The organism is Novosphingobium sp. fls2-241-R2A-195 (assembly GCF_030209485.1).
In the GTDB taxonomy this organism is placed as follows: Bacteria; Pseudomonadota; Alphaproteobacteria; order Sphingomonadales; family Sphingomonadaceae; genus Novosphingobium; species Novosphingobium resinovorum.
In genome coordinates this window covers 55,504-77,325 of the sequence record NZ_JARVRY010000001.1, presented here as the reverse complement: position 1 = coordinate 77,325, position 21,822 = coordinate 55,504, and the positions used below count along the sequence as shown (strand labels likewise).

Below are 21,822 nucleotides of genomic sequence, written 5' to 3'. Positions count from 1 at the left end.
CATGACGGCGCGCAACCTTCGCACCTTTCCGGTCCACCTCGGTCTTGGTGCGAAGGTCGCAGACCAGCCCGCCTTCACCGGGATGGACTGGTACGCAGCCTATGGGGAGCGCACCGCAGCCGATGGGAAGGAGGGCCGCCTCGTCAGCATGTACGATTTCTCGACCAGCTGGGATTCGTGGGAAATGCACCCGGAGGGCGACGAATTGGTCGTGTGCCTCTCCGGCGAAATGACGCTGATCCAGGAATATCCCGATGGCCGCCTCCATTCCGAGACCTTGCAGGCGGGGCAGTACATCGTGAACCCGGCGGGCGTGTGGCACACCGCCGACGTCTCGCAACCCGCGAGCGCGCTGTTCGTGACGGCGGGAATGGGCACACAGGGCCGCCCGCGCTAAATCCTCCCCCTCTCCGGAGACAAGCGCGGGGAGGAATGGCTTGCAGATGAACGCCCTGCTCTACTTGTGACAATTGACGACAATAAACGCATGTCCCGGCACAACTGCGCGACAACCGGCGTTTAGACAGGATCACAGAGAGCCGCAGGACAGTTCTTCCCCCTCCCTTCCCTTGCTGTCCTGTGGCTCTCATCCAATTGTTACGGGACAAGACACATGACCTCGATGAAGACCCTGCTGCTCGGCCTTTCGGCTGCTGCACTGACGATCGGCGGCGTGGCCTGCGCCCAGGCCCCTGCCAACAACGCCCCTGCTGCGCAAAAGCCCCGCATGGAGCGTCCGAAGATGGACGCCGACGGCGACGGCGTGATCACCCGCGCCGAGGCCCAGACCCGCGCGACCGAACTCTTCGCGAAGCTCGACGTCAACAAGGACGGCAAGCTCGACAAGGCCGACCGCGAACTGATGCACCAGCAGATGCGCGAGAAAATGTTCGCGAAGCTCGATACCAACGGCGACGGCTCGATCTCCAAGGCCGAGTTCATGGCCGATCGCGGTCCCGAAGGGCGTGGCCCCGTCGGCCCCGGTCCTGACGGCATGGACGGCCCCCCGCCCCCGCCTCCGGCTGGTGAAGATGGCGCTCCCCCGCCCCCTCCCGGCGGCGAGCATGACGGCATGCGCGCCGGAATGCACGGGGGCATGCACGGCGGCAAGATGGGCCGCGGCGGCCCCGGTCGCTTCGGCGGTCCGCGCAGCGGCATAATGATGGAGAAGCAGGCCGACGCCAACAACGACGGCGCCGTCACCCAGGCCGAGTTCATTGCCGCTGCCCTCAAGCGCTTCGATGCGCAGGACACCAACCACGACGGCAAGGTGACCAAGGAAGAGCGCGCAGCCGCCCGCAAGGCGCACATGGACGAGCGCAAGGCCCGCTGGGAGACCAAGAAGGCTGACAAGAAGGCTGCGAACTGACAGGAAGGCGCGGTAACGCCATGGATTTAGAGATGAACGATACCGCGCCTGCTCCTTCTCCGGCCAAGCTGCTGCTCGTCGACGACGAGGCTTCCCTTCGCGAACCCCTGGGCGACTACCTGTCGCGGCAGGGGTTCGCCGTCGTCCAGGCATCGAGCGCGGCCGAGGCCCGCTCGCGCCTGCGTGACGCCAAATTCGACCTCGTCCTGCTGGACATCATGATGCCCGGCGAGGACGGCCTGTCGCTCTGCCGCCATCTGGTCGAGGCCCAGGACGTGCCGGTGATCTTCCTCACCGCGCGCGGTGAAGCGACCGACCGCATCGTCGGGCTGGAGATCGGCGCCGACGACTATGTCGTGAAGCCCTTCGAGCCGCGCGAACTGGTCGCCCGCGTGCGCAGCGTCCTGCGCCGCGCCAACCGCGCCGCGCCCGCGCCGGTCGAGAACGAGGCCTTCGAGTTCGAAGGCTGGCGGCTCGATCCGCTCAAGCGCCGCCTGATCGATTCCGAGGGCGCGGTCGTCGCCATTTCCTCGGTGGAATACCGGCTGCTGATGGCCTTCCTCGAACACCCCCGGCAAGTGCTCAACCGCGACCGCCTGCTCGACATGGTGCAGGGCCGCGAGGCGCACCTGTTCGACCGCGCGGTGGACAACCAGGTCAGCCGCCTGCGCCGCAAGATCGAGCAGGACAGCCGCAACGCCCAGCTCATCCAGACGGTCTGGGGCGGCGGCTACATGCTGGCGGCGGACGTGCGCCGCGTACCGATAGAGGACTGATGCACCTTCCGATTCTTTCCAGGCTCAGGCCCCGCAGCCTGATGGGCCAGATGTTGCTCGCCGTGGCGGCGGCGCTGCTGCTGGTGCAGGGCATCGGCGCCCTGCTCGTCTACCGCGCCCAGTTGGAGGGCTACGAGGCAGGCATGAGCAATGCCGTCGCCTTCAAGCTCATTGCCGAGACGCGCGGACGCGGTGCGCTCGGCCGGATGCTGCGCGGGAATGACCGGGACCGGGATCGCACGCCGTTCGGTGGGCCGCCCCTGCGCGGCTTTCCGCTGGAATTCAGCGATGGCTCGCCCCTGCGCACCGGCGAAAAGCGCGATGACGACATGGAAGCCCGCCTCCAGCACACGCTGGCCGAGCAGGACTTCCCCGCCTCGCAGATCGTGGTCGTCCACCGCACCGTCGGCCGCGACGCCTTCGCCCGCACCCAGACATACAAGCGCGCCGCGCATGGACGGCTCGACGGGCCGGAAGTCAGCGAGATGATGGACGATCACCTGCTGGTGGTCGGCGTCAAGCAGCCCGGCAAGGCCAGCTGGATGGTCGCCCGCGTGCGCAGTCCGCGCGCCTTCAGCGTCATGATCCGCCCGCTGATCGTGCAGACGGTGATCATCTACCTCGTGCTCGTCGGTGCCGTCGCGCTCATCCTGCGGCGCATCACCCGGCCGCTGGCCGCGCTCACCCGCCGGGTCGAGCAATTCGCCGTCAGCCCCGGCTCGGCCGGCCAGCTCGATCCCAGCGGGCCGGACGACATGCAGCGTCTGATCGTCGCCCACAACGCGATGGAAGCGCGCATCGTCGCCATGCTGGACGAGAAGGACGTGATGCTCGGCGCCATCGGCCACGACCTCAAGACCCCGCTCGCAGCCCTGCGCGTGCGCATCGAATCGGTCGAGGACGACATCGAGCGCGGCCGCATGGCCGCGACGATCGAGGACATCGTGCGCACGCTCGACGACATCCTCTCGCTCGCCCGCGTCGGCCGCCCGAGCGACCCACGCGAACGCACCGAGCTGTCCGCCCTCGTCGCCTCGGTCGTCGAGGAATACGAGGACATGGGCGAGCCGGTGGATCTCGGCGACACCCAGCGCACCGTCCTCGAACTGCGCTCGACCTGGCTGCGGCGCGCCTTGCGCAACCTCATCGACAACGCCCTTCGCTACGGCGGCGGCGCGCGGGTGGGGCTGGAAAAGGAAGGCGATCGCGCCGTGGTCCGTATCGAGGACGACGGCCCCGGCATCCCCGACGACGAGATCCAGGCCATGACCAATCCTTTCGTCCGCGGCGACCCTTCGCGCAACAAGGCGACCGGCGGGGCGGGCCTCGGCCTGGCTCTGGCGCGGGCCATCGCCGACCAGCACGGCGGCGCACTGGTGCTGGCGAACCGGCTTTCGCCCACCGGCGAGGTCGAAGGACTGACGGTGAGGCTGGAGCTGCCGCTGAGCTAATTCCTCCCCGAGCTTGTCTCGGGGAGGGGGACCGCCGCCGCAGGCGGTGGTGGAGGGGGAAAGGCCGGACAATTCCCCCTCCGTCAGCCCTGACGGGCTGCCACCTCCCCAAGACAAGATCGGGGAGGAACTACCCTACCGCAACGTCGCGAATTCCACGTCGATCTGCGCGCCCATCATGTCGTCGAGAAGCCCGCAATTGCGCACCCGCTCGACCGCGCGGTCCAGTTCGAGCGCCCCCGGCGTCGCCGCGAACGCCGCCTTGAAATCCCGTGCGATGCGGTCCGCCCAGGCCACCGAGCAGAACCGTCCGAGCATCTGCGGCAACCGCGTCGAAACCGCCTGCCCGTCCGCCCCGCCGAGCAACGCCCCGACGTGGGACAGCGCCCAGCCATACCCGTATTCCCGGCTGGCACTGCGCGCCATGATACCGTCGAGCAGATCGCGCCGCTCGCTCTCGCGCAGGCGCGGATCGTCGAGCGAAAGCAGCCACGCCGCCATCGCCGGAAAGCCCGTGCGCGCCGCCGCGCCAAGCGCTGCCGGGCGGAATACCGGGTCCTCCGAAGCCAGCGCCTTGTCCACCAGCGTGCGCACCGCCGCTCCATCGCGATCGTAGAGGTACAGATCGAACGCATGGTCGAACCACGCCGGGTCGAGCGCAGCCCCATCACCCGCGAGGTAAGCCACGGCAGCCGCGCCCAGCTGCTTTCGCAACTGCCGCCCGGCGCCGGTGCCGACGAGCGCATTGACCACCTGCACCCGCCGCTGCGCGCGTGCCGCTCCCTCACGCGCATAAACGCCCGCGCGCGGGTCGAAGCCATACTCCTTCAGAAGCGGCCCGTAGAGCTTCTCGCGCAGGAACCGGAACCCCCGCCGTCCCGGTGCGCCGACGATGTTCTCGCGCACCAGCCTCGACAGAGCCTTGTCGGCGGCATCGGCGGCGTGCGGATCGGGATGCCGGATGAGCTTGCGCTCCAGCCGCGCCATCTCGCCGATGGTGCCGCGCCCGGCGCGGATCGAGGCCCAGAGCGAATCGACCAGCGCCAGCGCCTCGCCGCCCGGCAGGCGGTCGGCCCCGGCGATCAGTTCCTGCCAGTGCCCGGCAGTCAGCTCGAAGCGGTAGTAGCCGGTGCCGCCTGCGTTGGGGAACACCGGCCCCTCTCCGGGCAGCGTGAAGCTCTGCGTGCGCTGGTCCATGATGAAGCAGCGGCGCGCTTCTCCCCCTTTGCCATCCCGGCGTCGCAGGCACAGCGGGATCGTCCAGCGCGTTTCGGGCGGGGCGACGCCCGCCGTGGTGTAGCGCAACTGCGTTACCATGACCCGGTCCCCGTCGCGCCGCATGGCAAGGAGCGGTACGCCCTGCTGCTCGACGAAGCTGCGCATCGCCGGCACCAGCTTGGGATTGCCCGCGACTTCGGCGAGCGCGGCGAAGAAGTCCTCGCTGGTGGCGCTGCCCCCCGCATGCGCGGCGATGTACCGGCGCACGCCCTCGCGGAACCGCTCGTCACCCAGCCATGCAGCGACCATGCCGACGACATGGCCGCCCTTGCCGTACGTGATCGCATCGAAGGCAGTTTCGATCCGGCGGCTGTCCGTGATGGGCTGGCGCACCGGCCGACCCGCGAGCAGAGCGTCGGTTTCCATCGCCTCGAATCCGGTGCCCAGCGCATCTCCGGCGATGCCGAGGTCCGGACGCCAGGCGTCACCGATGCGGTAGCCGATCCAGTTGGCGAAGCTCTCGTTCAGCCACAAGTCGTCCCACCATGCCGGAGTGACGAGATCGCCGAACCACTGATGGCCGAGTTCGTGCGCCACGATCGTGCCGAAGGCGCGTTGCCGGGTGACCGGCGCCCCGGCATCCATCACCAGCAGGTCGTCGCGATAGAGCGCCGCGCCCGCGTTCTCCATGGCGCCGGGCAGGACCGGCGTGGTGATCTGGTCCAGCTTTGGGAAGGGAAAGGGCGTGCCGAAATAATCCTCCAGCAACCCGGTGATGCGGCGCGTACCGTCAAGCGCGAAAGCCAGCCTGTCGGCGTTCTGCCGGGTCGAGACGATGCGCAGGGGCAAAGACTTCGCCTCCCCCGCCAGCGAAGCGAACGGGCCGACCATCATCGCGACCAGGTATGTCGGCAGCGGTGCGGTGGGCGCGAAGCGGTGCACCTCCAGCCCGTTCTCGATGACCGGCGGCCCGGCTTCGGGCGCATTGCCGATCGCGGTCAGGCCCTTGGGCGTGCGCAGGGTGAGGATGAAGGGGGTCTTGAAGCCGGGCTGGTCGAAGCCGGGGAACGCGGCGCGGGCATCGATCGCCTCGAAATGGGACCAGACATGCCATGCGCCTTCGACCTGCTCGCGGAAAAGTCCGGCAGGTCCGTCGGCAAACGGTGCGGCGTAATCGAAGGCCAGCGTGACCGGCCCGGCGGGCAGGTCTTCCGGGAATTCGATTCGCGCAACGCCGATGGGGTCGAGCTGCTGCCAGCGCCCGGCAACCGACCGGCCCTCCGCCCGCGCCACGACGCGCGACACGTCAAGCCCGCGCCCGTGCAGCACGATGGAAGAGGCGGGCGCGGCGAGCATGACGTCGATTTCGACATGCCCGGAAAAGCGCGGGCGGGACGGATCGATGGTGAGGTCCAGCCGGTAGGCCGCAGGTTTGGCGGTGTCGTCGAGCCGCCCGAGCGGGACCGATTGCGCCTGCGCGGCTACGGTCATGCTGCCGAACAGAAGGGCAAGCAGCATCACGATACGTCGTCCCGGACTTGATCCGGGACCGCTGGCCGTGACCCGCCCGCCGGGCAGCGCGCGCGACACGCTTCCGCCCAAAGACCGCCACCTGTCCCGGATCAAGTCCGGGACGACGAGCCTTCGCACTATCGCATCAATCCGCCGATGAGATTGCGCGCGAACCTGCCAAGTCCGGGAAAGCCGATCGCCTTGCCCAGCGCGTCGCCCACCGTCCCGGCAGCGGCGCTGGCGGCCGAGGCCTTGGGGCTGGCGCGGCTCTTCTTGCCCTGCATCGTCTGCGCCAGGATCGACCCGGCGCTGGCGGCGGCGGCCCCGGCGGCAGCCTTGGCGACCTTGCCGCCGATGCCGTCCCACAAGCCGGGGCTCCTGCGCTCCTGCTTGGCGACCTCGTCGCGGCCTTTCTCCTCCACCTCCTGCGCAGTGGCGGCGGCGTCGGCAGCCTTGGCGGCGAGCACTTCCTCCGCGCTCTCGCGGTCGACGCGGGTGTCGTACTTGCCCTCGAACGGGCTGATCGACTGGACGATCGCGCGCTCCTTGTCGGTGATCGGCCCCAGCCGCGAGCGCGGCGGCGCCACCAGCGTGCGCTGCACCACCGAAGGCGCGCCGTCGTCGCCCAGCGTGGAGACCAGCGCCTCACCCACCTTCAGCTCGGTGATCGCCGCCTCGACGTCGAGCTTGGGGTTGATGCGGAAGGTCTCGGCCGCCGCCTTGATCGCGCGCTTGTCACGCGGGGTGAAGGCGCGCAGCGCATGCTGGACGCGGTTGCCGAGCTGCCCGGCGATCTCCTCGGGAATGTCGATCGGGTTCTGCGTCACGAAGTAGACGCCCACGCCCTTGGAGCGGACGAGGCGGACGACCTGCTCGACCTTGTCCTGCAGCGCCTTGGGGGCATCATCGAACAGCAGGTGCGCCTCGTCGAAGAAGAACACCAGCTTGGGCTTCTCGGGATCGCCGACCTCGGGCAGCACCTCGAACAGCTCGGACAACAGCCAGAGCAGGAACGTGGCGTAGAGCTTCGGGCTGCGCATCAGCTTGTCGGCGGCGAGCACGTTGATGTAGCCGCGTCCCTGATCGTCGCACTTGATGAAATCGGCGATCTCCAGCGCGGGCTCACCGAAGAACTGCGCCGCGCCCTGACTTTCCAGTGCGAGGAGCTGGCGCTGGATGGTTCCGACGCTCGCTTTCGACACATTGCCATACTTGAGTGCCAGTTGGGTGCCGTTGAGTGCCACGTAAGCGAGCATCGCCTGCAGGTCTTCGAGGTCCAGCAGCAGCAGTCCCTCGTCGTCGGCCAACCGGAAGACGATGTTGAGCACACCCTCCTGCGTCTCGTTGAGGTCCATCAGCCGGGCCAGCAGCAGCGGCCCCATCTCGGAGATGGTAGTGCGCACCGGATGGCCCTGCTCGCCGTAAATGTCCCAGAAAACCGCGGGATTGTCGGCATAGGCATAGTCGGTGATGCCGATCTCCCTGGCCCGCGATTCGAGGATGGCGGCGTTCTTGAACTGCGGGCTCCCGGCCATGCACACGCCCGAAAGGTCGCCCTTCACGTCGGCCATGAACACCGGCACCCCGGCGGCGGAGAACTGCTCGGCAATGGTCTGCAGGGTCACCGTCTTGCCGGTGCCGGTAGCGCCCGCGATCAAGCCATGCCGGTTGGCGCGGTCGAGCCGCAGCACCTGCCGCTCGCCGCCCTCTCCACTGCCGCCGCCTAGTCCGAGGAAAATCTCGCTCATCCCGTCGTCTCCAAGCCCTGTCGCGGCATCGGTGTAGCGTGGCCGGGGGCGCTGCGGAAGTGCCATCCCTCGCTCGTGCGCGGGGTGGGCAGAGCGGCAAACTCCCGCTAAAGGCCCGCGCAATCCCATGAACGAACCCTTCGTCCTCCTCGATGACGCCCGCAAGGAAGGCGCCGCCGATGCCCGGCTCTACCGCGCGCCGCGCGAAACCGTCGTGGCGATGCGCGGCGAGGACGTCCTGCCCGCGCTGGAACGGCTTCAGGCGTTGTCGCGGCAGGGCCTGCACATTGCGGGCTACATGACGTACGAAGCCGGACTGGCGCTGGAACCGCGCCTCGCCGGACGCCTGCGCGCCGCTGAAGGGCCGCTGCTCTGGTTCGGCGCCTTCGAAGGCTACGAGGCGCTTGCACCCGCCCAAGTGCCGCTCTGGCTGGCCGCGCGCGCCGGGTCGGAGCGGCCAGCAATCGGCCCGCTCGAACCGCAAGTCGATCTCGGCGGCTACGAACAGGCCTTCGCCGCCATTCACGGCGCGATCGAGGCAGGCGACATCTACCAGGCCAACCTCACCCTGCCCTTGGCCGGGCCATGGAGCGGTGATCCGCTAGCGCTCTACGCCGCGCTGCGCCCGCGCGCGGCGGCCGGATACGGCGCGGTGATCCACGACGGCGCGCGCTGGCATCTCAGCTTCTCGCCGGAACTGTTCTTCACCCTTTCGGGCCGCGAAGTCGAAGTGCGGCCGATGAAAGGCACTCGCCCGCGCGGCCGCAACACCGCCGAGGACGCCGCATTCGCCGTCGATCTCGCCGCCAGCACCAAGGATCGCGCCGAGAACCTGATGATCCTCGACCTCATGCGCAACGACCTGTCGCGCGTGGCCGGGGCGGGCAGTGTAAGGGTGGAAAATCCTTTCACCATAGAAAGTTATCCAACCGTCCACCAGATGGTCTCGACGGTGCGCGCCACCCTGCCCGAGGGGCGCGGCGCGCTCGACCTCTTGCGCGCGCTGTTTCCGTGCGGCTCGATCACCGGCGCGCCCAAGATCCGCGCCATGGAACTGATCGCCGAGGTCGAGCGGACACCGCGCGGGGTCTACTGCGGCTCCATCGGCTATATCGAACCCTCTGGCGATGCGGCTTTCAATGTGGCAATCCGCACTCTGCGTCTCGACCGTGACGGTCGCGCTGTCCTAGGGGTCGGGTCCGCCGTGGTCGCGGATTCGCAAGCGCTTCCCGAATGGCGGGAATGCCTGGTCAAAGGGGGTTTCGTGCGAGAGTCGCAAGTGCAGGTTGCCGGGGAAGTCGTGTCGCCTGCAAGCTTCGATCTGATCGAGACGATGCGTTTCACGCCCGAGGCGGGCATCGCGCTGCTCGAACTGCACCTCGAACGCATCGCCGCGAGCGCCGCCGCGCTGGGCTTCGGGTTCGACCGGCATGCGGTGCGCAACGCCATCCAGGCGCTGTGTTTCGAGGCCGAAGCTCCGTCGAAGCTGCGCCTCGTCGTCGGCCGCACCGGGGCGTTCTCGCTGGAACTGACCGATCTGCCCGACACTCTCGCCGAGCCCGCGACCGTCGCTGTGCTGCGCCTGCCAGTGGACAGCGGCGACTGGCGCCTCGCCCACAAGACCACCGATCGCGGCTTCTACGACAAGGGTCTCGAAGTGGCGCGCGCGAACGGTGCTGACGAGGCGATCCTGCTACGCGACGATGGCCTGGTGACCGAGGGCTGCTTCACCAACCTGTTCGTCGAGCGCGGCGGCACGCTGCTGACCCCGCCCGCGACGCTGGGCCTGCTGCCGGGCGTGCTGCGCCGCTCGCTGCTGGACGCGGGCCGAGCGGTGGAAGCCGAACTGACGCTGGACGATCTCGCAGGCGGGTTTTTCATCGGCAATGCCCTGCGTGGGCTGATCCCCGCGCGGCTGCTGTAAATGGCCTGATGGGGCTTCGACAAGCTCAGCCTGAGCGGTTTTGAGAGCAGGTCTTTAAATTCCGCTCAGGCTGATCTTGTCGAAGCCCCCGCCGGACGATGCTTTGCGATCCTCGGCTCCTGTTCTAAGAGACGCCCCACAATGCACCTGGCCACCGCCCTTTCCCGCATCGCCCCGTCGCAGACCACGGCGATGACCGACCGCGCCACCCAGCTTCGCGAAGCCGGGCGCGACATCATCTCGCTCTCGGTCGGCGAGCCCGACTTCGCCACTCCGCCGCATGTGCTGGAAGCCGCCAAGGCCGCGCTCGACGGCGGGCAGACCAAGTACACCCCCGTGGGCGGCACCTCGCGGCTCAAGCAGGCCGCCGCGCTGCACTTCGCACGCGACCTGGGGATCGAGGTTCCGACGTCGCAAGTGACTGTCAGCGCGGGCGGCAAGCAGGCGATCTTCCACGCCATGCTCGCCACGATCAGCGAGGGCGATGAGGTGATCGTCCCCGCTCCATGGTGGGTCAGCTATCCGGAAATCGTGCGCTTCGCCGGTGGCAAGATCGTGCCGCTGCACACCCACGCCAAGGACAACTTCCGCTTCACGCCCGCCGACCTCGAAGCGCAGATCGGGCCGAATACCTTGTGGGTGCTGCTCAACAGCCCCGGCAACCCGACCGGTGCGTGCCTGCCCGCGGAAACGCTGCTCGGCATCGGAGAGGTGCTGCGCCATCATCCGCGCGTGCTGGTGATGTCGGACGATATCTACGCGCCGATCAACTATACGGGCGGGCCTCACGCCACGCTGGCGAACCTGTGCCCGGACCTTGCCGACCGCATCCTGACCGTCTCGGGCGTCTCCAAGAGCCACGCGATGACGGGTTTCCGCATCGGCGTCGCCGCCGGGCCGGAGTGGCTCATCAAGGCGATGGAGCGGCTGCAGTCGCACTCCTCGGGCAACCCTTGCTCGATCAGTCAGGCCGCCGCCGTGGCCGCGTTCGAGGGACCGCAGGAATTTCTCGCCGAGTGGTGCGAACGCTTCCGCGCCCGGCGCGACCTGGTGGTCTCTGCGATCAACGCGATACCCGGCCTGTCGACGCCGGTGCCCGACGGCGCGTTCTACTGCATGGTCGATGCCGCGCCGCTGATGGAGCGCTTCGGCGACGACGCGAAGCTGGCGCTGCACCTGCTGGACCACGGCGTGGCGATCGTCCCGGCCTCGGCCTTCGGCGGGCGCGATGGCTTCCGCATCAGCTTCGCGGCCGACGAGGCCCAGTTGGTCGAGGCCTGCAGGCGGATTGCCGAGGCGGTGGGATAATCCTTTCCTTCGTCATTGCGAGCGCAGCGAAGCAATCCAGAGTCGAGCAAACCGCCCTGGATTGCTTCGCTGCGCTCGCAATGACGAACATTTAGGCTAAAGACGCATCAAGCGAATGGTCCTGCAGATTACGGGACGATGAAAGAAAGCACCATGCAACTCGAAATCCTCTTCGAAGACGGCGAAGCGCTCGTCATCGACAAGCCTGCGGGCCTTCCGCTCGACCGTCCCCGTGCGGGCGGCCACTGCCTGGAAGACCGCCTCGACGAACTGAAGCTCGGCTTTCACCGCGAACCCGCGCCGGTCCACCGCCTCGACCGCGACACATCGGGCTGCCTGCTGTTGGCGCGCAACCCGAAGGCGCTCAAGCGCTTCTCCGCCGCCTTCGAGGAGCGCACGGTCGAAAAGCGCTATCTCGGCGTAGTTGCGGGCGAGGTCAGCGAGGACGAAGGCACCATCGCGCTGAACCTCTCCAAGGTCAGCACCGCGAAGGACGGCTGGCGCATGATCCCGGCGCGCAAGGGCAAGCCCGCCGTCACGCACTGGCGCAAGCTGGATGTACGGAACGGCCTGACCCTCGTGGAATTCCGCCCCGAGACTGGCCGCACCCACCAGATTCGCGTCCATGCCGCCTCGGGCCTCGGCTTCCCGCTGCTGGGCGATCCGGTCTACGGCACCAAGGGCGGCGCCCCGCGCACCATGCTTCACGCGGCCGGCCTGACCGTCCCGCGCGGCGACAAGGCCCCGATCGTAGCGGCCGCGCCCCTGCCTGCCGACTTCGCCGCCCTCGGTTTCGAGGACGTAACCCCGGAAGCAGCCCCCGAATGAGCGACGAGGTCGTCGAGCGCGCCTGGGCTCTCGCGACCGAGAGCTTCATCGCCTCGACCGGCCCGGGCGGGCAGAACGTCAACAAGGTGGCGACGGCGGTGCAACTGCGCCTCGACGTCTACGCCCTGCGCCTCACTCCGCCGGTATTCGCCCGCTTCAAGGAACTCGCCGGCAGCCGCATGACAGCGCGCGGCGAACTGGTGCTGACCGCGCGCCGCTTCCGCACGCAGGAAGCGAACCGCGCCGATGCCCGCGAACGCCTCGCCGACCTTATCACCGAGGCCCACAAGCTGCCTGAAAAGCGCGCCAAGAGCCGCCTCAACCGCGTCGGCAAGGAACAGCGCCTGAAAGGTAAGAAGCTGCGCGGCTCGGTCAAGGCCGGGCGCGGCAAAGTCAGCTTCGACTGACTATCGAGCAGCCTCTGTAGCCTGCCCCTCGGAGGGTACGACAGCCTCTGCAGGCGGCCGCCGCTCGTCCAGCATCGCAGCGGCTTCGTCGAGCGCGCGCGCCTCGCCCATCGTCACGCCGCCGGGACCGGGCGCGGTGTCGGACTTGGAACAGGCGGCCAGTGCAAGCAGGGCCATGGCGGACAAGGCGGATCTCATGCTTCCGCCCATAGCCGTTCGATCGTCAGACGTCGATGACCCGGGTATGCGGGTAATGCTTGTCGAGATGCTTGCGGATGATCTTGAGATTGCGGCTGTTCGAGCGGAACAGGAAATCGAACAGATCGCCCGCCACGGGGATTGCGCCGACCAGCGTATCGAACCCGACATTGGCGGTCATGCGCGCCAGTTGCCATTTCGACATGCCGAGATTGCGCGCCTCCCAAACGAGGTAGAGGCCCATGGCCGCCGCGACGAGATCACCTGCGACCGGGACCAGCCCGACCACCGCGTCCAGACCGACCTGGCGGCGGAGGCCCGGCACCGTGAAGGCCCGCTCCAACACGCGCTCCAACGCTTCCACACGGCGGCGCACCGATACCGGATCGTTGCCGAACGGAAGCTCATAATCCATGCGCCGCGCCGATGGGTTGACCACGTATTCCAGCCTCTTGTCGAACCGCGACTTCACGAGCCGCTTTCGCTTATTTGGTGAGCCAGGCCAGCGGCATCAAGGGATGCCAGCCCCACGGGTTTACCGAGAACCCGTCGACGCTGCCGCGCACCAGCGACCAGCGGATCGGCGTGCCGAAGGGGATGAAGACGTTGGCACCGGTCAGTTCCGCCTCGGCCTCGGTCAGCAGGGCGGCGCGTTCGGCAGGCGTGGCGGCGCTCGCAGCCTCGGCCACGCGCGCATCGGCCTCTTGCGAGCAGAGCCCCCGGCCCGCCTGGCACGACAGGCGATTGAGATACCACCCCGCGCGCGGATAGCGGGCGACGTCGTCGACGAGCGCAAGATCGGCAGCATCGGCATCCTTCGCCCGATCGAGACCGACGCCAATCGTCGCGAAGTCGGCAACCAGTCGATTGAACAGGACGGTGGCTCCACTCCCCTCGGGAAGCCAGACCCTCAAGCGGACGTGGTGGGCTCCTGACTGTCGAGCGCCCGGCGCACGCTCCTGGGACGGTGTCCCCGCCGGCCCGTGCCATGATCTCACCCGCGCGGCCGCGATCGCGCGGCGCTGATCCAGCGTCTGCTCGCCCCAGCGTTCGCCGATGGTCCCAAGGTCGCCATCGAGGCTGGGGGTAACGATACGCGTGGTCGCGGACCAGCCGCCGAGGCCGAAAGGCGAGATCAACCCCTCCCGGTCCACCGCCATGGCCAGCGCCTCGCGGTTGGCGGGCTCGGACAGGAAGCCCTTGTCGTTCATCACGTGCAGGCCGAACAAACCGACCACCGGGTCGAGCTGGATCGTCCCGCGCAGGATGCCGACCGAGCGGGTCTGCAGGAAATCCTGTATGCGCCCGCCCAGCACGAGATCGACGCTGCCGTCGTTGAACGCCGCCACGGCCTGCGCGCCCGGCAGCGCGTGCAAATGGATCTGTCGCGTGCGCTCGGCCCACTTGTCGATCGGCGGCAGGCCCAGCTTGGCCGGATCGATCGCGCTGAGCGTGGCGATGCCGCCCGATCGGGTCACGCTCATCGGGCCGGTGCCCTGCCCCTTGCGGTAAAGCCCCAGTTCCGGCTGGGCGAGAAGCTGGAGCAGGTAAGGCATCGGCCGCGTGAGGCGGATCTCAATCACGCGCCCGGCCATGGCGCGGACTTCGTCGATGCCCGCAAGGTCGTGCGCCAGCGGCCCGTCATCGAGCGCCTTGAGTGCAGCATTGATCGCACGGCGCGCAGATTCGGCGGTTATAGGCTCTCCGGTCGCCCAGTTGCCGTCGCGCAGGCGGAAGATGTAGCTCTGGCCGTCGTCCGTGACGATCCAGCGATCCGCAAGCGCGGGGATGACACGGCCCGCATCGTCGAAGGCAACCAGCCCCTCCACCGTCGAGGCGCGAACCAGTACGGCTCCGGCCGAGAGATCGGAACTTTCGGAGAAGGGATCGCCGGGCTGGCCGACCACGGCGACGCCCAGCGCCGAGTTATCGTAGCCGCTGCAGGAGGCGAGCGTGAAGGCGGCCGCAACGGCCAGCACCCGCGAGGCTTGGCGCTTGGACAGCATGGAACAGGGAGTAGCCGATTTCCCGCGCCTCGCAACCGGCGCGCGGGATTTTTCCGCTTTCCCTCTCAGATCTTGCGCAGGAGCGTCGCGTCGGTCGTCGGGGCCTGGTAGTTGCGCAAGTAATCGGGGGTCATATGCTCGACCTGCCCGGCCTGGCCGGCCTGAGCGCGGGCGAGGCGCGGATCGATGTCCTCGCGGAAAGCGACGCCGAAGCGGCTTTCCTGCACCCAGGCGACCGAGCCTTCGACCCAGCCGATATTGCGGATGTTGACCGAGACGACGGTGCCGCGCACGACGCGCACGTTGCCTTCGCCCATCATGCCGCCGGCCGAGAGGTTGCGCACCTTGATCCGGAAATCGCCGTCGAGACCGTCCACGCGAAGGTCAGCCATGAGGAACAGGCTGTCGCGCGCAATCTGCCGATTTTCACCTTGGTTCATGCGATCTTCGTCCGGGGCGTTTCAAAATGCACGTCACGATCGTGCCGCCAGTGCGCGGCAAACTACCGTGCTTTGGCCCGTATTCCTAGCCGCCATTGGCAAACAAAGGCTTAATGTCCCGGCTCCGGACAGAGTCGGAGCCGGGTCTTGACCTTATTTGTCGGAATCGCGGCACCGGGCCGGTGCCGCAATCCAATCAGTCGTCGCGCGAGACTTTTTCGCGGCGCTCGTGCGCTTCCTGCGCCTCGACCGTCATGGTCGCGATCGGACGCGCTTCGAGACGACCGAGGCCGATCGGCTCGCCGGTGACCTCGCAGTAGCCGTATTCGCCTTCCTCGATGCGGCGCATGGCCGAATCGATCTTGGCGATCAGCTTGCGCTGGCGGTCGCGGGTGCGCAGTTCGATACCCCAGTCGGTCTCGCTCGAGGCGCGGTCGTTGAGGTCGGGTTCGCGAATCGGGCCGTCCTGCAACTGCTGCAGCGTGCCCGCTGCCGCATCGAGGATCGACTTTTTCCATGCCAGAAGCAGCCGCCGGAAATAATCCTGCTGTGCCTCATTCATGTATTCTTCGTCAGGTTCGGAAATGTAGGCGCCGCCAATTGCACGCTTTGCCTTGGCGAGTACATCGATTTCGTCAGCTAGGGCCGTTGCCATCCAGAGAAACTCCGCAGTGCTTCCACAGATCGCCAACGCCCTGCAGCCCCGAATTTTTTCCGGTAACCGTACAACGATCCGCAGTTGAGGCGGCCTATAATTCCGCACTCTTGACCGCACAAGCGTATATCCGTGGCGATCCACAAAATTCTTAACGCCGTCTCCGGGTGACACAGAGTCAATCCGCAGGCGGGACCTGCTCGCAGTCGCCGTTAACCATTTCTTGATCGCCGTCGGACAGATTGGCCAAATCGAACGCAGGGGCCATTTGCAAACGATTGAGGTCCACGCGGTCACAACCCTTTTTGAAGGCACGGGGATTACGATGGAAACTGTCTGGATTAACCAGGATCTCGCCACGCCGGCCGCCGCGAACGACTTCGCAGGCGACATGCTCATCGCCGAGGCGCTGTCCGCCGCCGCGCAGGGCGATGCCTCGGCTTATTTCGATCTCGGTGTCGCATTCTCGACCGGCAGCCACGGCGCCCCCTGCGACCTCATCGAAGCGCACAAGTGGTTCAACCTCGCCGCCGTGGGCGGGCACGAGGAAGCCACCGTCTGCCGCGCTGAAGTCGCCGACGACATGACGGCCCGTGAAATCGCCGAAGCCCAGCGCCGCGCGCGCCAGTGGCTGGGCGCGACGGTCCGCAAGGCTGCCTGAGCTAGGCCTTGCGGAAGGGCGAATGAACGCCTAGCCGGAGCTGGTCGGTGGCGATCCCTGCCCGCTCCTGCTCGAGATAGTCGGCAATCGCGGCCCGCAGGCCATCATGGACGATGTAGTGCGCCGAGATCGTGCGCACCGGCTCGTATCCTCGCGCCAGCTTGTGCCCGCCCTGCGCGCCCGCTTCGACACGGCCCAGGCCCAGCCGGATCGCGGCATCGATCGCCTGATAGTAGCACAGTTCGAAGTGCAAGAACGGCTTGTCGACGACGGCGCCCCAGTAGCGTCCGTACAGCGCCTCCTCGCCGATGAAGTTCAGCGCGCCCGCCACCGGGTGCCCGTCTAGGAAGGCCAGCACCATCAGGATGCGATCGGCCATCGTCTCGCCCAGCAGGCTGAACGCCTCGCGCGTAAGATAGGGGCGTCCCCATTTGCGCGCGCCTGTGTCCTGGTAGAAATCCCAGAACGCTTCCCAGTGCGCCTCGGTGATCTCCTCGCCTGACAGAGCGCGAATCTCGACGCCCTCCTGCGCTTTCTCCCGTTCCTTGCGCAGATCCTTGCGCTTGCGCGACGACAGTTGCCCGAGGAAATCGTCGAAAGTCGCGTAGCCGCGATTCTCCCAATGAAACTGAATGTCCTCGCGCAGCAGCCATCCGGCGTTCTGGAACACGGGGACCTGCGCCGGTTCGATGAAGGTCGCGTGGGCGGAGGAGAGGCCATTGTCACGGCACAGAGTCTCCGCCGCGCGCAGTAGCGGCAGCATGAGTTCGGGATGCGGTGTCAGCAGGCGCGGGCCGGTGGCCGGGGTGAAAGGTACCGCAATCTGCAGCTTGGGATAGTACGAGCCGCCGGCCCGGTGCCAGGCATCGGCCCAGGCATGGTCGAAGACGTACTCGCCCTGCGAGTGCTCCTTCAGGTAGGCCGGAAGCGCGGCGGCGAGGCTGCCGTCAGGACCGTCGATCACCAGCGGTAATGGCGTCCAGCCGCTGCGGCCGCCGACGCTGCCCGATTCCTCCATCGCAGTGAGGAAGGCGTGAGCGACGAAGGGATTCGCCCCATCAGTCAACGCATCCCACTGATCGGCGGGCAGATCGCCCACGGCGCCGAGCAGGCGGGCGGTGAAGGCGCCCTCGCTCACGCGTCCCCTTCGCGAATCTCGAAAATGGCCGCATCGGCGTAAGCGGCGGCGCGCTCGTCGTGCTCGGGCTCGCGCACGGTCCAGGTCGCGACGGGGAGGCCCCGGCCGCGCTGCGCGGCAGCGAAACGGCTCGGCAGATCCCGCACGTCGTAGGCGAGGAAATCGGGCCGGGCATGCCACAGCGACAGGCGGCGGCGGATCTTGCCGGGCAGCGCCCGGTCCTCGCCCTCGGAAACGATGAGGCCGCGCACGGTATGCGGCGAATGGCGCCAGTACCAGCGGGATACGCGCGGGTCGAAGCTCATGACTGCGTGATGACCGGTATAACCCTCCAGCACCCGGCGCACCGCCAGGCACAGCGCGGCGATGCGGACCTTGCGGTCGGACTTGATCTCGATGAGTACCGGGACCTTGCCGCCGACTTGCGCCAGAACCTGCCGCAGGGTCGGAATGGTCTCTGCCGTGCCCGTCAAAGTTATGGTGCCCAGCTGCGCCGCGCTGCGGCGCTCGGTGGGGCCGCTCTCGCCGGTCAGGCGATCGAGCGTATCGTCATGGAAGACGACCGGTTGCCCATCGCCGGAACGCTGCACGTCCAGTTCGATGCCGTTGCCTGCCGCGATGGCCTTGGCGAAGGCCGCGCGCGAGTTTTCCGGCACGCCGCTGCCGTGTAGCCCCCGATGGGCATAGTCCTGCGCCCCGATCCACGCGACCTTGCGCGGATCGGGTGCAGGTGCACGCCAGCGATCAAGCAGGGCGAACGGCAACGATGGCATCCACTTCGACGGCGGCGCCCAGCGGCAGCACCGGCACGCCGACCGCGCTGCGCGCATGCTTGCCCGCATCGCCGAAGACCGCGACCATCAGCTCGGAGGCGCCGTTGATGACCTTGGGCTGGTCGGTGAAGTCGCCGGTGGAATTGACGAAACCGCCCAGCTTGACGATCCGCTCCACCCGGTCGAGCGAGCCGAGCGCGGCTTTCAGCTGCGCCAGGATCATCACGCCGCAGGCCTGTGCCGCCTCGGTGCCCGCCTCGATGGAGACATCCTCGCCCAGACGGCCGGTGACGAGCTTGCCGTCGACGAAGGGCAGCTGACCGGAAACGTGAGCCAGACCACCCGTCTCGACCACGGCGACGTAGGCCGCAACCGGGGCAGCCGCTTCCGGCAGGGTCAGGCCGAGTTCGGCGAGACGGTCATCAATCTTGCTCATGGAAATCCTCTTCTTCGCGGGTCAGGCTGGGGGCCGTAAGATTGGTCAGCAGCCAGGGGAGCGCGGTCTTCCAGTCATCGATCCGCGCGTGGGCGTGGCCGAGCTGGAGAGCGCACTTGATGTTGGGGGCGATCTTCGGTTCACCGCACAGGTGCAGTCGGCGAACTTGGGGGGAAACCTCGAAGACCGACCCGTGATGCTGCGACAGGTCGTCGATGAAGACCGCACGGCTGGGCCGGTACTCGTCGAGGATCGCCTGGAGCGCCGGGCCTTTCGGCCCCTGGTTGGTGAAGACGCGCAGCGGCATGCCGTGTTCGATCAGCTGCGCCTCGCGCGCCTCGCGGCGGAAATCCATGAGGTTGGTGAGGACCACCACGTCGGCGTGCTCGCGGATCGCGGCGATCGCATCGACGGCGCCTTCGATCGGCGTCTGGCGGTGCATCTGCGAATCGAAGAAGCCGTTGAGCAGCGTCCACATCTCCGCCTGTTCCAGCGGCGTGTCGCTGCCGATCCGGCGCATCGACTTGTAGAACTCGCCGTTCTCGATGTCGAAGTGGACGCCTTCTTCCTCGGCCAGCCAGTCGCGGAAGTGCTTGATCATGTGGAGCAGCACTTCGTCGCAGTCGGTGATGAGCAGCGGTTTTGTCATGCGCCCAGCTTCCTTTGTGCGGCAACCAGCATCTCGGGCTGGACGCCCAGCGCGTCGGCCGCGCCCAGCAGGTCCGGCTCGTGCGCGCACAGGAAATCCAGCACCGCACCCAGCGTGGAGGGCTCACCCAGCGAGGCGCGCAGTTCCTCCGGCGTCAGGCCGGTGAGCGAGAGGAAACGCTCGGCACGGTCCTGATCGCTCAGCACCCAGCCGAGGGCATTCAGGGCCAGCGCCTGCGGATCGGATGGGGATGAGGGCTCTCGAAGAATTGTCAGTCTCACTCGGACGGAATAGACGGGGTGTATTACCCCAGATGGTCATCAGGGCGTCGAATGGCAAAGCGAATCCTCGTTGTCGAGGACAACGATCTCAACCGGAAGCTGTTTTGCGACGTGCTTCGCAGTCAGGGCTACGCGGTGGAGCCGTGCGCCGATGGCCTCGACGCGCTCGACAAGGCGCGGCAATCCGTGCCGAATCTCGTGATCATGGACATCCAGCTGCCCAATGTCTCGGGGCTGGACCTGATCGAGGCGGCGAAGAAGGACCCCGTCCTGCGCACGATTCCCGTACTCGCGGTGACCGCTTACGCCGGCAAGGGCGACGAGGAACGCATCCGCGAGGCAGGCGCCGAAGGCTATCTGGCGAAGCCGGTTTCGATCGGCCCGTTCATGCAGGCGGTACGGGCGCTGCTGTAAGCGCGCCCTTGACATGTTACACCCGCGCCGCTTTTGCGCCGCAATTCCCGGCCAGAGAGCCGCCCGACGCTTTCGGAGTTAGATACCCATGGACCGCGCAGAGACTTCGGCCCGCATCGCCGCGCTGATCGAGCCCTTCAACAAGAAGGGCGTCGAAGTGACCGATGCCACCCGTTTCACCGACGACCTGGAATTCGACAGCCTGACGGTGATGGACTTCGTCGCCGCCATCGAGGACGAGTTCGACATCATCATCTCGATGAATGCCCAGGCCGAGATCGAGAACTACGGCCAGCTCGTCGATGCCGTGGTCAAGCTCAAGGGCTGATTGCAAATGTCTGATACTACTGATCTTTTCAGCAAGTTTGACCCGCTCATCAAGATGCGGAGCGACCTTCTGGCCACCGGCGTGACCGATCCGTTCGGACTGGTCATGGAGAAGGTGATCTCCCCCACCGTTGCCCTGTGCAACGGGCGCGAGACGATTTTGCTGGGCACTTACAACTACATGGGCATGACCTTCGACCCCGACGTGATCGCGGCGGGCAAGCAGGCGCTCGACGACTTCGGCTCGGGCACCACCGGCAGCCGGGTACTCAACGGCACCTACGCGGGCCATAAGGCGGTAGAAGAGGCGCTTTGCGACTTCTACGCCATGGACCACGCTATGGTGTTCTCGACCGGCTACCAGGCCAACCTCGGGATCATCTCGACCATCGCCGGCAAGGGCGATTACATCGTCCTCGACATCGACAGCCACGCCTCGATCTGGGACGGCTGCAAGATGGGCGACGCCGAAGTCGTGCCCTTCAAGCACAACGACATCGAGGCGATGGAAAAGCGCCTGAAGCGCATTCCCGAGGGCGCCGGCAAGCTGGTGATCCTCGAGGGCGTCTACTCGATGCTGGGCGATATCGCCCCGCTCAAGGAGATGATCGCGGTCGCCAAGAAGTACGGCGCCATGGTGCTGGTCGACGAGGCGCACTCGATGGGCTTCATCGGCCCCAACGGGCGCGGCGTGGCCGAAGAGCAGGGCTGCCTCGACGACGTCGACTTCGTCATCGGTACGTTCTCCAAGTCGGTCGGCACCGTCGGCGGCTTCTGCGTCTCGAACCACCCCAAGTTCGAGATCATGCGCCTGGTTTGCCGCCCCTACGTGTTCACCGCCAGCCTGCCCCCGAGCGTCGTCGCCACCGCGACCACCTCGATCCGCAAGCTGATGACCGCCGCCGACAAGCGCGCCCATCTGTGGGACAGCTCGCGCACGCTGCACAAGGGCCTGACCGACGCGGGCTTCCAGCTCGGCACCACCGAACCGCAGAGCGCGATCATCTCGGTCATCATGCCCGATCTGGAGCGCGGCGCGATGATGTGGGAAGCGCTGCTGCACGAGGGCCTCTACGTGAACCTCGCGCGCCCGCCGGCGACGCCCGCGAACATGACCCTCCTGCGCTGCTCGCTCTGCGCCGAGCATTCGGCAGAGCAGGTCCAGCAGATCATCGGCATGTTCACCCGCGCCGGGACTGCGGTGGGGATCATCTGACCTCGCATTCCTCCCCGAGCTTTGCTCGGGGAGGTGGCAGCCCGTCAGGGCTGACGGAGGGGGAATCGCCTCGCCTCTCCCCCTCCA

The 21,822-nt window shown here is 67.4% G+C and carries 24 protein-coding genes; 12 read left to right on the top strand and 12 right to left on the bottom strand.

Translation table 11 applies throughout. The annotated features are described in order from the left end of the window. Nucleotide 1 precedes the first annotated feature (1 nt). The 4 genes from QRN25_RS00410 (at nt 2) to QRN25_RS00395 (ending at nt 3,596) form a co-directional block, all read left to right on the top strand. The gene (locus QRN25_RS00410; RefSeq protein ID WP_285016729.1) at nt 2-397 is read left to right on the top strand and encodes a cupin domain-containing protein; all 396 of its coding nucleotides are present in this window, start codon (nt 2-4) and stop codon (nt 395-397) included. 216 nt (nt 398-613) lie between these two features. Beyond that, nucleotides 614-1,369: an EF-hand domain-containing protein gene (locus tag QRN25_RS00405; RefSeq protein WP_285016727.1), complete on the top strand. Its 756-nt coding sequence runs from the start codon at nt 614-616 to the stop codon at nt 1,367-1,369. A 32-nt stretch (nt 1,370-1,401) separates the two neighbouring features. After that, nucleotides 1,402-2,145 (top strand): response regulator, encoded by a 744-nt coding sequence (locus QRN25_RS00400; RefSeq protein WP_285016725.1) that lies wholly within the window; start codon nt 1,402-1,404, stop codon nt 2,143-2,145. Then, nucleotides 2,145-3,596 (top strand): sensor histidine kinase, encoded by a 1,452-nt coding sequence (locus tag QRN25_RS00395; protein ID WP_285016723.1) that lies wholly within the window; start codon nt 2,145-2,147, stop codon nt 3,594-3,596. Before QRN25_RS00400 ends, QRN25_RS00395 begins: the two co-directional genes overlap by 1 nt. A 135-nt stretch (nt 3,597-3,731) precedes the next feature. On the opposite strand, the gene QRN25_RS00390 is transcribed toward QRN25_RS00395, so the two are convergent. Beyond that, nucleotides 3,732-6,332: a M1 family metallopeptidase gene (locus tag QRN25_RS00390; protein WP_285016721.1), complete on the bottom strand. Its 2,601-nt coding sequence runs from the start codon at nt 6,330-6,332 to the stop codon at nt 3,732-3,734. Nucleotides 6,333-6,463: 131 nt separating this feature from the next. After that, nucleotides 6,464-8,074 carry a helicase HerA-like domain-containing protein gene (locus QRN25_RS00385; RefSeq protein WP_285016719.1) on the bottom strand — a complete coding sequence of 537 codons (1,611 nt, stop codon included), beginning with the start codon at nt 8,072-8,074 and terminating at the stop codon, nt 6,464-6,466. Between the two features lie 127 nt (nt 8,075-8,201). Here QRN25_RS00385 and pabB point away from each other — a divergent pair, with 127 nt between their 5' ends. From pabB to arfB, 4 genes are all read left to right on the top strand, one after another. Then, nucleotides 8,202-9,998, top strand: coding sequence for an aminodeoxychorismate synthase component I (gene pabB, locus QRN25_RS00380; RefSeq protein ID WP_285016716.1), 1,797 nt, complete (start codon nt 8,202-8,204; stop codon nt 9,996-9,998). Between the two features lie 141 nt (nt 9,999-10,139). Then, nucleotides 10,140-11,306, top strand: a complete 1,167-nt coding sequence (locus QRN25_RS00375) for a pyridoxal phosphate-dependent aminotransferase (protein ID WP_285016715.1) — start codon at nt 10,140-10,142, stop codon at nt 11,304-11,306. A 153-nt stretch (nt 11,307-11,459) separates the two neighbouring features. Next, a complete protein-coding gene (locus QRN25_RS00370) occupies nt 11,460-12,134 on the top strand; it encodes an RluA family pseudouridine synthase (protein ID WP_285016713.1) in 675 nt (224 codons plus the stop codon). Further along, nucleotides 12,131-12,541, top strand: coding sequence for an alternative ribosome rescue aminoacyl-tRNA hydrolase ArfB (gene arfB / locus QRN25_RS00365; protein ID WP_271180826.1), 411 nt, complete (start codon nt 12,131-12,133; stop codon nt 12,539-12,541). The genes QRN25_RS00370 and arfB overlap by 4 nt, the downstream gene beginning before the upstream one ends. Here the strand turns inward: arfB and QRN25_RS00360 are convergent, their stop codons facing one another. The 5 genes from QRN25_RS00360 to dksA all read right to left on the bottom strand — a co-directional run bounded on the left by QRN25_RS00360 (nt 12,542) and on the right by dksA (nt 15,840). Continuing rightward, nucleotides 12,542-12,727, bottom strand: a complete 186-nt coding sequence (locus QRN25_RS00360; protein ID WP_285016854.1) for a hypothetical protein — start codon at nt 12,725-12,727, stop codon at nt 12,542-12,544. A gap of 37 nt (nt 12,728-12,764) precedes the next feature. Continuing rightward, on the bottom strand, nt 12,765-13,154 hold the full coding sequence (locus tag QRN25_RS00355) for a DUF4112 domain-containing protein (protein WP_271180971.1): 390 nt from the start codon (nt 13,152-13,154) through the stop codon (nt 12,765-12,767). A gap of 70 nt (nt 13,155-13,224) precedes the next feature. Beyond that, the gene (locus tag QRN25_RS00350) at nt 13,225-14,745 is read right to left on the bottom strand and encodes an ABC transporter substrate-binding protein (RefSeq protein ID WP_285016710.1); all 1,521 of its coding nucleotides are present in this window, start codon (nt 14,743-14,745) and stop codon (nt 13,225-13,227) included. 65 nt (nt 14,746-14,810) lie between these two features. Next, nucleotides 14,811-15,185: a PilZ domain-containing protein gene (locus QRN25_RS00345; protein ID WP_008827780.1), complete on the bottom strand. Its 375-nt coding sequence runs from the start codon at nt 15,183-15,185 to the stop codon at nt 14,811-14,813. Between the two features lie 196 nt (nt 15,186-15,381). Beyond that, the gene (gene dksA / locus QRN25_RS00340; protein ID WP_036526871.1) at nt 15,382-15,840 is read right to left on the bottom strand and encodes an RNA polymerase-binding protein DksA; all 459 of its coding nucleotides are present in this window, start codon (nt 15,838-15,840) and stop codon (nt 15,382-15,384) included. A 325-nt stretch (nt 15,841-16,165) separates the two neighbouring features. On the opposite strand from dksA, the gene QRN25_RS00335 reads away from it, so the two are divergent. Beyond that, entirely contained in the window at nt 16,166-16,501 is a 336-nt protein-coding gene (locus tag QRN25_RS00335) for an SEL1-like repeat protein (protein ID WP_036526870.1), read from the top strand. A 1-nt stretch (nt 16,502) separates the two neighbouring features. Here the strand turns inward: QRN25_RS00335 and QRN25_RS00330 are convergent, their stop codons facing one another. From QRN25_RS00330 to QRN25_RS00310, 5 genes are read right to left on the bottom strand one after another with little or no spacing between them, the layout of a single operon-like run. Further along, nucleotides 16,503-17,639: a GNAT family N-acetyltransferase gene (locus QRN25_RS00330; RefSeq protein ID WP_285016705.1), complete on the bottom strand. Its 1,137-nt coding sequence runs from the start codon at nt 17,637-17,639 to the stop codon at nt 16,503-16,505. Beyond that, the gene (locus tag QRN25_RS00325; protein ID WP_502910393.1) at nt 17,636-18,412 is read right to left on the bottom strand and encodes a glycerophosphodiester phosphodiesterase family protein; all 777 of its coding nucleotides are present in this window, start codon (nt 18,410-18,412) and stop codon (nt 17,636-17,638) included. Before QRN25_RS00325 ends, QRN25_RS00330 begins: the two co-directional genes overlap by 4 nt. Continuing rightward, nucleotides 18,384-18,848, bottom strand: coding sequence for a RidA family protein (locus QRN25_RS00320; RefSeq protein WP_285016699.1), 465 nt, complete (start codon nt 18,846-18,848; stop codon nt 18,384-18,386). The genes QRN25_RS00325 and QRN25_RS00320 overlap by 29 nt, the downstream gene beginning before the upstream one ends. Next, complete coding sequence (locus tag QRN25_RS00315; protein ID WP_285016696.1) at nt 18,835-19,497, bottom strand: HAD family hydrolase; 663 nt, start codon at nt 19,495-19,497, stop codon at nt 18,835-18,837. Before QRN25_RS00315 ends, QRN25_RS00320 begins: the two co-directional genes overlap by 14 nt. Next, nucleotides 19,494-19,703 carry a DUF3572 family protein gene (locus QRN25_RS00310; protein ID WP_502910392.1) on the bottom strand — a complete coding sequence of 70 codons (210 nt, stop codon included), beginning with the start codon at nt 19,701-19,703 and terminating at the stop codon, nt 19,494-19,496. Before QRN25_RS00310 ends, QRN25_RS00315 begins: the two co-directional genes overlap by 4 nt. 126 nt (nt 19,704-19,829) lie before the next feature. Between QRN25_RS00310 and QRN25_RS00305 the strand changes: the two genes are divergently transcribed. The 3 genes from QRN25_RS00305 (at nt 19,830) to spt (ending at nt 21,735) form a co-directional block, all read left to right on the top strand. After that, nucleotides 19,830-20,192, top strand: a complete 363-nt coding sequence (locus QRN25_RS00305) for a response regulator (RefSeq protein ID WP_285016693.1) — start codon at nt 19,830-19,832, stop codon at nt 20,190-20,192. 88 nt (nt 20,193-20,280) lie between these two features. Further along, nucleotides 20,281-20,520, top strand: a complete 240-nt coding sequence (locus QRN25_RS00300) for an acyl carrier protein (protein WP_008827771.1) — start codon at nt 20,281-20,283, stop codon at nt 20,518-20,520. Between the two features lie 6 nt (nt 20,521-20,526). Next, a complete protein-coding gene (gene spt / locus QRN25_RS00295) occupies nt 20,527-21,735 on the top strand; it encodes a serine palmitoyltransferase (protein WP_285016685.1) in 1,209 nt (402 codons plus the stop codon). Nucleotides 21,736-21,822: the final 87 nt, after the last annotated feature.

Excerpts from the sequence above, each read along its gene's own strand:
- QRN25_RS00410 (WP_285016729.1), top strand. The coding sequence starts at position 2 with ATGACGGCGCGCAACCTTCGCACCTTTCCGGTCCACCTCGGTCTTGGT.
- QRN25_RS00405 (WP_285016727.1), top strand. The coding sequence starts at position 614 with ATGACCTCGATGAAGACCCTGCTGCTCGGCCTTTCGGCTGCTGCACTG.
- QRN25_RS00400 (WP_285016725.1), top strand. The coding sequence starts at position 1,402 with ATGAACGATACCGCGCCTGCTCCTTCTCCGGCCAAGCTGCTGCTCGTC.
- QRN25_RS00395 (WP_285016723.1), top strand. The coding sequence starts at position 2,145 with ATGCACCTTCCGATTCTTTCCAGGCTCAGGCCCCGCAGCCTGATGGGC.
- QRN25_RS00390 (WP_285016721.1), bottom strand. The coding sequence starts at position 6,332 with ATGCTGCTTGCCCTTCTGTTCGGCAGCATGACCGTAGCCGCGCAGGCG.
- QRN25_RS00385 (WP_285016719.1), bottom strand. The coding sequence starts at position 8,074 with ATGAGCGAGATTTTCCTCGGACTAGGCGGCGGCAGTGGAGAGGGCGGC.
- pabB (WP_285016716.1), top strand. The coding sequence starts at position 8,202 with ATGAACGAACCCTTCGTCCTCCTCGATGACGCCCGCAAGGAAGGCGCC.
- QRN25_RS00375 (WP_285016715.1), top strand. The coding sequence starts at position 10,140 with ATGCACCTGGCCACCGCCCTTTCCCGCATCGCCCCGTCGCAGACCACG.
- QRN25_RS00370 (WP_285016713.1), top strand. The coding sequence starts at position 11,460 with ATGCAACTCGAAATCCTCTTCGAAGACGGCGAAGCGCTCGTCATCGAC.
- arfB (WP_271180826.1), top strand. The coding sequence starts at position 12,131 with ATGAGCGACGAGGTCGTCGAGCGCGCCTGGGCTCTCGCGACCGAGAGC.
- QRN25_RS00355 (WP_271180971.1), bottom strand. The coding sequence starts at position 13,154 with ATGGATTATGAGCTTCCGTTCGGCAACGATCCGGTATCGGTGCGCCGC.
- QRN25_RS00350 (WP_285016710.1), bottom strand. The coding sequence starts at position 14,745 with ATGCTGTCCAAGCGCCAAGCCTCGCGGGTGCTGGCCGTTGCGGCCGCC.
- QRN25_RS00345 (WP_008827780.1), bottom strand. The coding sequence starts at position 15,185 with ATGAACCAAGGTGAAAATCGGCAGATTGCGCGCGACAGCCTGTTCCTC.
- dksA (WP_036526871.1), bottom strand. The coding sequence starts at position 15,840 with ATGGCAACGGCCCTAGCTGACGAAATCGATGTACTCGCCAAGGCAAAG.
- QRN25_RS00335 (WP_036526870.1), top strand. The coding sequence starts at position 16,166 with ATGGAAACTGTCTGGATTAACCAGGATCTCGCCACGCCGGCCGCCGCG.
- QRN25_RS00325 (WP_502910393.1), bottom strand. The coding sequence starts at position 18,412 with ATGCCATCGTTGCCGTTCGCCCTGCTTGATCGCTGGCGTGCACCTGCA.
- QRN25_RS00320 (WP_285016699.1), bottom strand. The coding sequence starts at position 18,848 with ATGAGCAAGATTGATGACCGTCTCGCCGAACTCGGCCTGACCCTGCCG.
- QRN25_RS00315 (WP_285016696.1), bottom strand. The coding sequence starts at position 19,497 with ATGACAAAACCGCTGCTCATCACCGACTGCGACGAAGTGCTGCTCCAC.
- QRN25_RS00305 (WP_285016693.1), top strand. The coding sequence starts at position 19,830 with ATGGCAAAGCGAATCCTCGTTGTCGAGGACAACGATCTCAACCGGAAG.
- QRN25_RS00300 (WP_008827771.1), top strand. The coding sequence starts at position 20,281 with ATGGACCGCGCAGAGACTTCGGCCCGCATCGCCGCGCTGATCGAGCCC.
- spt (WP_285016685.1), top strand. The coding sequence starts at position 20,527 with ATGTCTGATACTACTGATCTTTTCAGCAAGTTTGACCCGCTCATCAAG.